Source organism: Pseudomonas sp. AC355 (assembly GCF_979258205.1).
In genome coordinates this window covers 1755471-1767290 of sequence record NZ_OZ409843.1, presented here as the reverse complement: position 1 = coordinate 1767290, position 11820 = coordinate 1755471, and the positions used below count along the sequence as shown (strand labels likewise).

Annotated in this window: 9 protein-coding genes and 1 tRNA gene; all 10 read left to right on the top strand. The window is 58.9% G+C overall.

Going from position 1 to position 11820, the window contains the following annotated elements; translation table 11 throughout:
• The 10 genes from rpmI (at position 1) to ACZ0AI_RS08310 (ending at position 11802) form a co-directional block, all read left to right on the top strand.
• A complete protein-coding gene (gene rpmI / locus ACZ0AI_RS08355) occupies positions 1-195 on the top strand; it encodes a 50S ribosomal protein L35 (protein WP_042552869.1) in 195 nt (64 codons plus the stop codon).
• A gap of 27 nt (positions 196-222) precedes the next feature.
• On the top strand, positions 223-579 hold the full coding sequence (gene rplT / locus ACZ0AI_RS08350) for a 50S ribosomal protein L20 (RefSeq protein ID WP_225833270.1): 357 nt from the start codon (positions 223-225) through the stop codon (positions 577-579).
• A 97-nt stretch (positions 580-676) separates the two neighbouring features.
• Positions 677-1693, top strand: coding sequence for a phenylalanine--tRNA ligase subunit alpha (pheS, locus tag ACZ0AI_RS08345; protein ID WP_463565337.1), 1017 nt, complete (start codon positions 677-679; stop codon positions 1691-1693).
• A 46-nt stretch (positions 1694-1739) separates the two neighbouring features.
• The gene (pheT, locus tag ACZ0AI_RS08340) at positions 1740-4118 is read left to right on the top strand and encodes a phenylalanine--tRNA ligase subunit beta (RefSeq protein ID WP_463565336.1); all 2379 of its coding nucleotides are present in this window, start codon (positions 1740-1742) and stop codon (positions 4116-4118) included.
• A 3-nt stretch (positions 4119-4121) separates the two neighbouring features.
• A complete protein-coding gene (ihfA, locus tag ACZ0AI_RS08335; RefSeq protein WP_013791841.1) occupies positions 4122-4424 on the top strand; it encodes an integration host factor subunit alpha in 303 nt (100 codons plus the stop codon).
• Positions 4405-4761: a MerR family transcriptional regulator gene (locus ACZ0AI_RS08330; RefSeq protein WP_463565335.1), complete on the top strand. Its 357-nt coding sequence runs from the start codon at positions 4405-4407 to the stop codon at positions 4759-4761. Before ihfA ends, ACZ0AI_RS08330 begins: the two co-directional genes overlap by 20 nt.
• Before the next feature lie 91 nt (positions 4762-4852).
• A tRNA-Pro gene (locus tag ACZ0AI_RS08325) sits at positions 4853-4929 on the top strand.
• Between the two features lie 245 nt (positions 4930-5174).
• Positions 5175-7151 carry a type I restriction-modification system subunit M gene (locus ACZ0AI_RS08320; protein WP_463569978.1) on the top strand — a complete coding sequence of 659 codons (1977 nt, stop codon included), beginning with the start codon at positions 5175-5177 and terminating at the stop codon, positions 7149-7151.
• A 59-nt stretch (positions 7152-7210) separates the two neighbouring features.
• Entirely contained in the window at positions 7211-8605 is a 1395-nt protein-coding gene (locus tag ACZ0AI_RS08315) for a restriction endonuclease subunit S (protein WP_463566075.1), read from the top strand.
• A complete protein-coding gene (locus tag ACZ0AI_RS08310; RefSeq protein ID WP_463565333.1) occupies positions 8605-11802 on the top strand; it encodes a type I restriction endonuclease subunit R in 3198 nt (1065 codons plus the stop codon). The genes ACZ0AI_RS08315 and ACZ0AI_RS08310 overlap by 1 nt, the downstream gene beginning before the upstream one ends.
• The last annotated feature ends 18 nt before the right edge of the window (positions 11803-11820 follow it).

Below are 11820 nucleotides of genomic sequence, written 5' to 3'. Positions count from 1 at the left end.
ATGCCAAAGATGAAAACCAAAAGCGGTGCGGCTAAGCGTTTCCTGAAAACCGCCACCGGCTTCAAGCACAAACACGCTTTCAAGAGCCACATCCTGACCAAGATGTCGACCAAACGTAAGCGTCACCTGCGCGGTAGCACCATGGTGCATCCGTCTGACGTTGCAAAGGTCGCGCGCATGCTGCGCGTTCGTTAATCTCGGTCAAGATAGAGGAAATAACTCATGGCTCGTGTTAAACGTGGCGTTATCGCTCGTGCTCGTCACAAAAAAATTCTGAAACTCGCTAAAGGCTACTACGGCGCACGTTCGCGCGTATTCCGTGTTGCCAAGCAGGCTGTCATCAAGGCCGGTCAATATGCCTACCGTGACCGTCGTCAGAAAAAACGTCAGTTCCGCGCTCTGTGGATCGCTCGTATCAACGCTGGTGCTCGCGTCAACGGTCTGTCCTACAGCCGTTTCATCGCTGGCCTGAAAAAAGCGTCGATCGAAATCGACCGTAAGGTTCTGGCTGATCTGGCAGTGAACGAAAAAGCGGCGTTTGCTGCGATTGTCGAGAAAGCGAAAGCCGTACTGGCTTAAGTCCCCGACAATCACCGGGTTTCGGCCCGGTGCTAAACGTCACCAATAGGGGAAGAGCCTTCAAGCTCTTCCCCTGTTTCGTATCTGGAGTCTGTAAATGGAAAATCTGGATGTGCTGGTCTCGCAAGCGCTTGAGGCCGTCAGCCACACCGACGATGTGAACGCCCTGGAGCAACTGCGGGTTCACTATCTGGGCAAGAAGGGCGAACTGACCCAGGTGATGAAGACTCTGGGCAACCTGTCTGCCGAAGAACGTCCCAAGGCGGGCGCTCTGATCAACTCGGCCAAGGAGCGCGTCCAGGACGCCCTCAACAGCCGCAAGGATATTCTCGAATCGGCCGCGCTGAGCGCCAAGCTCGCCGCTGAACGTATCGATGTCACCCTGCCGGGCCGTGGCCAGGCATCGGGTGGTCTGCACCCGGTTACCCGTACCCTGGAGCGCGTCGAGCAATTCTTTACGCACATTGGTTACGGTATCGCCGAAGGCCCCGAAGTGGAGAACGACTACCACAACTTCGAGGCGCTCAACATTCCGGGCCACCACCCGGCTCGTGCCATGCACGACACCTTCTATTTCAACGCCAACATGCTGCTGCGCACCCATACCTCGCCGGTACAGGTACGCACCATGGAGTCCCAGCAGCCGCCGATTCGTATCGTCTGCCCGGGCCGCGTGTACCGTTGCGATTCCGATATCACCCACTCGCCGATGTTCCACCAGGTCGAAGGCCTGCTGGTCGACGAGGGTGTGAGCTTCGCTGACCTCAAGGGCACCATCGAGGAATTCCTCCGCGTGTTCTTCGAGAAGCCCCTTGGCGTGCGTTTCCGTCCTTCCTTCTTCCCGTTCACCGAGCCATCGGCCGAAGTCGACATGCAGTGCGTGATGTGCAGCGGCAAAGGCTGCCGTGTGTGCAAGCAGACCGGCTGGCTGGAAGTGATGGGCTGCGGCATGGTGCATCCGAACGTGCTGCGCATGTCCGGCATCGACCCGGAAAAATACTCTGGCTTCGCCTTCGGCATGGGCGTCGAGCGCCTGGCCATGCTGCGCTACGGGGTGAACGACTTACGGCTGTTCTTCGATAACGATCTGCGGTTCCTGGCGCAATTTCGCTAGCACCTCTCGCATTTTGTAATCGAATCGGATCAGGAGAACAGACAGTATGAAATTCAGTGAACAGTGGCTGCGCAGCTGGGTAAGCCCGCAGGTTTCCCGTGACGAACTGGTCGCGCGCCTCTCCATGGCCGGCCTCGAAGTCGACAGCGTCAGCCCGGTGGCCGGCGCCTTCAGCGGCGTGATCGTGGGCGAGGTGCTGAGCACCGAGCAGCATCCAGACGCCGACAAACTGCGCGTGTGCCAGGTCAGCAACGGCAGCGAAACCTTCCAGGTCGTGTGCGGCGCGCCCAACGTGCGCCCCGGCCTGAAGATTCCGTTCGCCATGATCGGCGCCGAACTGCCCGGCGACTTCAAGATCAAGAAGGCCAAGCTGCGCGGCGTCGAGTCCAACGGCATGCTCTGCTCGGCTTCCGAGCTGCAGATCAGCGAAGACAACGACGGCCTGCTCGAGCTGCCGGCCGATGCGCCGGTTGGCCAGGACATCCGCGAGTACTTCGAACTCAACGACGTCAGCATCGAAGTCGACCTCACCCCCAACCGCGGTGACTGCCTGTCGCTGGCCGGTCTGGCCCGTGAAGTCGGCGCCCTGTACGACGTGCCGGTAACCCGCCCGCAGGTTGCTACAGTCGCCCCGGCCCACGACGAAGTGCGCCCGGTCGAGGTGATCGCCACCCAGGCGTGCCCGCGTTACCTGGGCCGCGTGGTGCGCAACGTCGACCTGTCCAGGCCGACCCCGCGCTGGATGGTCGAGCGCCTGCGCCGCGCCGACGTACGCAGCATCGACGCCGCCGTCGACATCACCAACTACGTGATGCTCGAACTCGGCCAGCCGATGCACGCCTTCGACCTCGACGTGATCCAGGGCGGCATTCGTGTGCGCATGGCCGAAGAGGGCGAGAAGCTGGTACTGCTCGACGGCCAGGAAGTCACCCTGCGCGCCGACACCCTGGTCATCGCCGACCATGAACGCGCCTTGGCCATCGCCGGCGTGATGGGCGGCGAGCACAGCGGCGTCAGCGACAGCACCCGCGACCTGTTCCTCGAAAGCGCCTTCTTCGACACCATCGCCGTCGCTGGCAAGGCCCGTTCCTACGGCCTGCACACCGACTCCTCGCACCGCTTCGAGCGTGGCGTGGACTGGCAGCTTGCTCGCGAAGCCATGGAGCGCGCCACGTCGCTGCTGCTGGAAATCGTCGGCGGTGAAGCCGGCCCGATCATCGAAGCGGTAGCTGAAGCGCAGTTGCCGAACATCGCACCGATCAGCCTGCGTGCCGAGCGCGTCGAGCAGATGCTCGGCCTCAAGCTCGACGACGAACTGATCGTCAAACTGCTCGGTGCACTGGGCCTGGGTATCGAAGCCCAAGGGGCAGGGCAGTGGCAGGTCAAGGTACCGAGCCACCGCTTCGACATCAGCCTGGAAGTCGACCTGATCGAAGAGCTGGCCCGCCTGTACGGCTACAACCGCCTGCCGGTGCGTTACCCGCAAGCGCGCCTGGCGCCGCAGACCAAGGCCGAGGCCGTGGCTGACTTGCCGGTGCTGCGTCGCCTGCTGGTGGCCCGCGGTTACCAGGAAGCGATCACCTACAGCTTCATTGATCCCAAACTGTTCGAGCTGTTCAGCCCGGGCGTGCAGCCGCTGACCCTGGCCAACCCGATTTCCGCCGACATGGCCGCCATGCGCGCCTCGCTGTGGCCGGGGCTGGTAAAGGCCGTGGAGCACAACCTCAACCGCCAGCAGCCGCGCGTGCGCCTGTTCGAAAGCGGCCTGCGTTTCGTTGGCCAACTGGACGAACTCAACCAAGAGCCGATGCTCGCTGGCGTGATCACCGGCAGCCGTCTGCCGGAGAGCTGGGCCCACGGCCGTGACGGCGTGGACTTCTTTGATGTCAAGGCAGACGTCGAAGCCCTCCTGGCTGCAGCCGGCGACATCGGCAGCTTCAGCTTCGTGCCGGGCGAGCACAGTGCCCTGCATCCGGGCCAGACCGCACGCATCGAGCGGGAAGGGCGCCTGGTCGGCTACGTGGGGGCCATCCACCCGGAGCTGGCCAAGACCCTCGGCCTCGATCAGCCGCTATTCCTGTTCGAGCTGGTGCTGAGTGAAATCACCCAGGGCCGCATGCCGGCATTCAAAGAGCTGTCGCGCTTCCCCGAAGTGCGCCGCGACCTGGCTTTGCTGGTAGATCGCGAAGTACCGGCCCAGCATCTGCTGGCCGATATTCGTGAGCAGGCTGGTGAATGGCTGACCGACCTCAGGTTGTTTGATGTTTATCACGGTAAAGGCATTGATCCGCTTAGAAAAAGCCTCGCCGTTGGCTTGACCTGGCAGCATCCATCGCGCACTCTGAATGACGATGAGGTGAGCAGCGCAACCCAGAATATCCTCACCTCCCTGGAACAAAGGTTCAACGCCACGTTAAGGAACTAGCGTATGGGGGCACTGACGAAAGCTGAGATGGCCGAACGTCTGTACGATGAACTGGGCCTGAACAAGCGAGAAGCCAAGGAACTGGTGGAACTCTTCTTCGAAGAAATCCGCCAGGCCTTGGAACTCAATGAGCAGGTGAAGCTCTCAGGCTTCGGTAACTTCGATCTGCGCGATAAGCGTCAGCGCCCCGGTCGTAATCCAAAAACAGGGGAGGAAATCCCTATCACGGCCCGCCGTGTAGTGACTTTCCGCCCCGGCCAGAAGCTTAAAGCCAGAGTTGAAGCTTATGCTGGAACCAAGTCATAACGACGAACTGCCTGTCATACCCGGCAAGCGGTACTTCACCATCGGCGAGGTCAGTGAACTCTGTGCGGTGAAACCGCACGTGCTTCGTTATTGGGAGCAGGAGTTTCCGCAGCTCAACCCGGTAAAGCGTCGCGGCAATCGTCGGTATTATCAGCGCCAGGATGTGCTGATGATCCGCCAGATCCGTGCCTTGTTGTACGACCAGGGTTTCACCATCGGCGGTGCACGACTGCGCCTGACCGGCGACGAAGCCAAGGACGACAACACCCAGTACAAGCAGCTCATCAAGCAGATGATCGCCGAGCTGGAAGATGTTCTCCTCGTCCTGCGCAAATGATTTTCGCGAAGAAAAACCTTCCGTAATTCATATGCTTAGTTTATAGTTCCTCCCGCTTTCGGCTAACGCCAAAGGCACCTGCAACACCAGTCGGGGCGTAGCGCAGCCCGGTAGCGCACTTGCATGGGGTGCAAGGGGTCGAGTGTTCGAATCACTCCGTCCCGACCAAATAATCCCAACATCAAAGCTCGATCAGAAATGATCGGGCTTTTTTGTTTGTGCGTTTTTTGATTTGCCTTGGGCGTTGCAGGCTGTCACGCCACAGTAGGTAATCGCTTTATCGCCTGGGCCTCCGCCGTAACACCCTTATATCGGCCTAGCGTGCTGTAGGGGAGGCCTCTTATCTCATGACATACAGCCAGCTCAACAAGTTAAACTCCCGGCTTTTTAATTCCTCCCCAAGGAGTTGTTGCGTGAACATGGAAAATCATTCCCAGACGGCCGCGTTTCTTTCGTCCATTGCCGATCTGCTGCGCGGTGACTTCAAGCAATCCCAGTACGGCCGCATCATCCTGCCGTTCACCCTGTTGCGCCGGATGGAGTGCGTGCTTGCACCGACCAAGGATGAGGTGATCAAGCAGACCTTTGCCCAGGAAGGCCGTCCGGACACCGTGCGCGAGATGATCCTGCTGCGCGCTGCTGGCCAGCAGTTCTTCAACGCCTCGCCGCTGACTCTTGGAACGCTGTCCGATACCCAGACTGCCGCTGACCTGATGAGCTATGTGCAGGCGTTCAGCAAGGACGCCCGCGAGATCTTCGAGCACTTTCACTTTGAAGATTTTGTTCAGCAGCTGGAAGCCGCCAACCTGCTGTATCAGGTGGTGCAGCGCTTCGCCGCGACCGATCTGAGCCCCGACCGCATCACTAACTTCGGCATGGGCATCATCTTTGAAGAACTGATCCGCAAGTTCGCGGAAAGCTCCAACGAAACCGCCGGGGAGCACTTCACACCGCGCGATATCGTGCACCTCACTACCTCGCTGGTGATCACCGGGCAGGATGGCAAGCTCGCGCCCAATAGCATCGTCACCATCTACGACCCAACCGCTGGCACCGGCGGCTTTCTGTCTGAGGGTGATGAGTACATCCAGTCCATCAGCGAGAAGGTCAGCGTGTCGCTGCACGGCCAGGAACTCAACCCGGAGTCCTACGCCATCTGCAAGGCGGACATGCTGATCAAGGGCCAGGACGTGGCCAGCATCAAGCTCGGCAACACCCTGTCCAACGACCAGTTGGCCGACAAGTGCTTTGATTTTATGCTGAGCAACCCGCCGTTCGGCGTGGAATGGAAGAAGGTGCAGAAGCAGATCACCGACGAGCACTCGGTGAAGGGCTTCGACGGCCGCTTCGGCCCCGGCCTGCCGCGTGTGTCTGATGGTTCGTTGCTGTTCCTCCTGCACCTGGTCAGCAAGATGCGTGACCCGCGTGACGGTGGCTCGCGCATCGGCATCATCCTCAACGGCTCGCCGCTGTTTACCGGCGGCGCGGGTTCGGGGGAGTCGGAGATTCGCCGCTACCTGCTGCAGAACGATCTGGTCGAAGCCATCGTCGCGTTGCCCACCGACATGTTCTACAACACCGGAATCGCCACCTATGTGTGGATACTCAGTAACCACAAGGCCGCTGCGCGCCAGGGCAAGGTGCAGTTGATCGACGGCAGCCAGCACTACGCCAAAATGCGCAAATCGCTGGGTAGCAAGCGCCAGTACATCACCGAGGATCAAATCAGCGAGCTGGTGCGCCTGTATGGCAGCTTCGAGGCAACCGCGCAGAGCAAAATCTTCCCCATCGACGCCTTCGGCTACCGCCGTATCACCGTCGAACGCCCGCTACGCCTGAACTTCCAAACCAACGCCGAACGCATCGGCAAAGTGCTGGAAGAAAAATCCCTGCAGAAGCTCGACAGCGCCGCTCAGCAGCACCTATTGGCCGCCCTGCAAGCGATGGACGCCAGCTTGCTGCACCGCAACCGCGAGCAGTTCAGCAAGCTGTTGAAAAAAGCCCTCACCGCGCACAGCGTCAACCTAAGTACGCCGGAACTCAAAGCCCTGATGAGCGCTCTGAGCGAGCGCGACCCCGAGGCGGATATCTGCACCACCAAAGGCCAGCCCGAAGCCGACGCCGGCCTGCGCGATAACGAGAACGTGCCGTTGGGCGAATCGGTGTACGACTACTTTCAGCGCGAAGTCATCCCCCATGTGCCGGATGCCTGGATCGACGAAAGCAAAGCCGACGCGCTGGACGGCGATGTCGGTATTGTCGGCTTCGAGATTCCGTTTAACCGCCACTTTTATGTGTTCCAGCCGCCGCGCCCGCTTGCCGAGATCGACCGCGACCTAAAAGCCTGCACCGACCGCATCAAGCAGATGATTGAGGGGCTGTCGGCATGACAAATTTGTCGGGAGCAAATTTGAACAGCGGCGCAGCCGTTGGCCCCCAGAGCGAGGGCATGGATAGCCCGAGTAGTTTCCCAGCGTATCTGGCGTACAAAGATTCGGGCGTGGAGTGGCTCGGGGATGTGCCCGAGCACTGGAATGTATTACCTGTGAAATGGGTCGGATGGCTTAAAGGAGGCGCCGGTTTCCCTCATGATAAACAGGGTGTTGATTCGCATGAGTTGGACTTTCACAAAGTTAATGCTCTGGCGTCTGCGGATAGCGACGGTGTTCTGCGAACAAGCGAAAACACTATTACTCGCGAAACTGCGAAAGAGCTTGGGGCCTATATTTTTCCGAAAGGGACAATTGTCTTTGCTAAGGTTGGCGCTGCATTGCTGCTCGGGCGGTTAAGAACAATCAGCGCAGAAGCCTGTCTTGATAACAATATGATGGGGCTTATTGTCTTAACGGGAAGAGTTTCGAATCAGTTTGCTCTTTACTCAATGGGTACCGTCCGGTTTGATTTAATTGCAAATCCTGGGGCCGTGCCATCTTTGAATGAAGGTCAGATTGGTAATTATCGATTGGCGATTCCAGGCTTGCCAGAACAAACCAAAATTGCCCGCTTCCTCGACCACGAAACCGCCCGCATCGACGCGCTGATCGAAGAGCAGCAGCGCCTGATCGAGCTGCTCAAGGAAAAGCGCCAGGCCGTGATCTCTCACGCCGTCACCAAAGGCCTCGACCCCACGGTGCCGATGAAAGACTCTGGCGTGGAGTGGCTAGGCGAGGTGCCGGCACATTGGGCGGTGTCTCCCCTGAAATTTCTCGTCGAGGAGAAGGTTGCTGGGCCTTACGGCGCTTCGCTAACCAAAGCCATGTATACCGACTCTGGCTATAGAGTTTACGGCCAGCAGCAAGTCATATCGGATGACTTCTCTATAGGTGACTATTACATCTCCGAGGAAAAATTCAGTGAGATGCAGCGTTATGTTGTGTGTCCCGGAGATGTACTTGTCTCCGTAATGGGCACAATCGGGAGGGTGTCTGTAGTACCTGTAGGGGTTGAGGTTGGAATAATTAATCCCAGGCTTGTCCGTTATAAATTTGCATCAAGTAAGGTCGTTCCGGAATTTGTAAAGATATTGCTTATGAGTTTGCGATATCAAAGTAGGCTGAGGGAGGAGTCGCAAGGCTCGACAATGGAAGGGTTGAACATGGTCATCCTTGGTGACTTGCCTTTGGTATTGCCACCGTTAGATGCTCAACATCCTGTAGTCGCTTTTGTTAAAAGTTATGATTCCAATTTTAACAAGCTAGTGAGCCAGGCCACTTCGGCAGTAGATCTTCTCCAAGAGCGCCGATCCGCCCTAATCTCCGCCGCCGTCACCGGCAAAATCGACGTACGCGGCTGGCAGCCACCGGCCAGTGCGCCAACTCCCGAATTAGTAGAAGAGGCCGTGTAATGGCGGACAGCAAGGAAGCTCAGTTTCAACAAGACATCATCAACGCCCTAGCTGCCCAAGGCTGGCTGGTCGGCACCGCCAGCGGCTATGACCGCCGCACGGCGCTGTATACCGAAGACGTGCTCGGTTACTTCAAGGACGCCTGGCCCGAGCGTTGGGACAAGTTCGCCAAGGCCAACCCGAACAACCCGGATGATGTGCTGGTGCAAAAGCTGGTGCGCGAGCTGGAGCAGAGCGGCACCCTGGATGTGCTACGCCATGGCTTCAAGCTGCCAGCGGTGAAGGTGGAGCTGTGCAGCTTCCATCCCGACCATGGCATGAACCCGGACACTCTCAAGCGCTACCAGTGCAACCGCCTGCGCGTAGTGCCGGAGGTGTCTTATTCGCCGCATGCGCGTGATGCCGCTAGCGGCGGGCAGAGCTATAACCCACGGCTGGATCTTGTGCTGTTCGTCAACGGCATCCCCACCGCCACGCTGGAGCTGAAAAGCGAGTTCAAGCAGAGCGTGGAAAACGCCAAGCGTCAGTACCGCTACGACCGGCCGGTAAAAGACCTGCTCACGCGCAAACCCGAGCCGCTGCTGACCTTCAAGCGTGGCGCGCTGGTGCACTTTGCCGTGGGCCAGAACGAGGTGGCGATGACCACCAAGCTGGCGGGTAAGGATACCTTCTTCCTGCCGTTCAACCTTGGCAGCGCGGAAGGCGGCGCGGGCAACCCGCCTCCGCCCGACGACAGCCAGTACGCCACCGGCTACTTGTGGCAACGGCTGTTCCGGCCGGATGCCTGGCTCAAGGTGCTTGGGCGTTTCCTGCACCTGGACAAGAAAACCAGCGAGGGCTTCGACGGCACGCTGACCACCAAGGAAACGATGATCTTCCCGCGCTACCACCAGTGGGATGTGGTCAACCAGCTGATCGAGACCACCAACGCAGAAGGGCCGGGCAAGCGTTACCTGATCCAGCACAGCGCCGGCTCTGGAAAGTCCAACTCCATCGCCTGGACAGCCCACCAGCTCGCCTCGATGTACAGCGCCGACGGACAGCGACTGTTTAGCTCGGTCATCGTGGTCACCGACCGCACTGTGCTGGACAGCCAATTGCAGAACACCATCTATCAGTTCGAGCACGCCCAGGGCGTCGTGCGACCGATCACCCGCGACGTAGGCAACCAGAGCAAGTCTGAGCAACTGGCCGAAGCGCTGGCTGAGCAGACGCGCATCATCATCGTCACCATTCAGACCTTCCCGGCACTGTTCGACGCGCTGGAGAAGTACCCCAAGCTCGCTTCGGGGCGCTATGCGGTGATTGCCGATGAAGCGCATTCCTCGCAGACCGGCTCCTCTGCCAGCAAGCTGAAGCAGATTCTTGGCAACGATGCGGTTGAGTCCGAGGAAATCAGTGCCGAAGACCTGCTGGGCGCGGCCGTGCAGGCGCGTCAGCCCAACGAGCACATCAGCTATTACGCCTTCACCGCCACGCCCAAGGCCAAGACCCTCGAACTATTCGGCCGCGTGCCCGACCCAACGCTGCCACCAAGTGCCAGCAACAAGCCGGAAGCCTTCCACCTGTACTCCATGCGCCAGGCCATCGAGGAAGGCTTTATCCTCGATGTGCTGCGTAACTACACCACCTACAGCACCGCCTGGAAGATCGCCCACCCGGATGGCGAAGACGAAGAGGTGGATTCGAAAAAAGCGCGCATGAAGCTGGCACGCTGGGTGCGCCTGCATCCGTACAACATCGACAGAAAGGTCGAAATCATCGTCGAGCACTTTCGCGCCAACATTCTTCATCTGCTCAACGGCCAGTCCAAAGCGATGGTGGTGACCAGTAGTCGCCAGGAAGCGGTGCGTTATCAGTTGGCCCTAAAGGCCTATGTACAGCATATGGGCTACGGCGATGTGCACCCATTGGTAGCGTTCTCTGGCAGTGTGTTGGCAGACGAAGTGATTCCCGAGGAAGTGACGGAAAGCAGCAGCCTACTCAACGCCGGCCTGAATGGCCGCGACTTGGCGGACGCCTTCGACACCCAAGATTTCAACGTGATGATTGCGGCCAACAAGTACCAGACCGGCTTCGATCAGCCCAAGCTTTGCGCCATGTACGTGGACAAGAAGCTGCAGGGCGTGGACTGTGTACAAACTCTGTCGCGGCTTAACCGTACGTTCCCAGCGAAGCAGACGTTTATCCTCGACTTCTTCAACACGCCGCAGGACATTCTCGATGCCTTCCTGCCGTATTACACCAGGGCCGAGCTGAGTGATGTCACCGACCCGCAGATCATCTACGACTTGCAGAAGAAGCTGGATGCGGAAGGAATCTATCACTGGCAGGAAGTCGAGGCGTTCGCTCTAGCGTTCTTCGATCCGAAGGCGTCGGCCAGTAAGCTCAGTTATTACTGCACACCCGCCAAGGAGCGCTTTGCCAAGCGCTATGCCTTCTCAGTGGAGTCGCGCCAGCAAGCGCTGGACTTCAAACGCACTGCTGAAGCCAACGGCGATAGCGCCGGCCTAAAAAAGGCCGAGCATGCGTTGAAAGAAGCAGGCGAGCAGATCGACCAGCTCGATCTGTTCCGCAAAAACCTGCAAAGCTTTGTGCGCCTGTACGAGTTCCTTTCGCAGATCGTGCCTTATGAGGATCGCGAACTGGAGCAGCTCTGTGTGTATGCCAAGCACCTGCACCCGCTGTTGCGCGTGGATCGCCTGCAACAAGAGGATGTGGATGTGGGCGAGCTGCAACTGAGCCATTACCGTCTGAGCAAGCGCGCCGAGCACCAGTTACGCCTCAGCGAAGGAGAGGGCGAATACACCCTCAAACCCAGCAGTGACGTTGGTAGTGGCAAGCCTCACGATCCAGAGAAGAAGCGTCTATCCGAGATCATCAATGCGCTCAATGACATCTTCGGCGCAGAAGTGAGCGATGAGGATCAGCTGCAGTTCCTCACTGGTATTGCTCAGCGCATCGGCCGTCAGGACGATGTAATGGCCCAGGTGAACAACCACTCGGTTGAGCAAGTGATGCACGGCCTGTTCCCCAAGCGAGTGCTCGACACCGTACTCGATGCTATGACTGACCATGAGAAGCTATCGCTGGAAGTGCTGGATAATGAAACCAAGAGCCGGGCTTTTGCACTGGTGATTTTGAAGATGCTGAAGTCCGCGACGGGGCATGATGATGACCATCGACGCAGCGTTTAAGTAGCCAACACGGTTAGG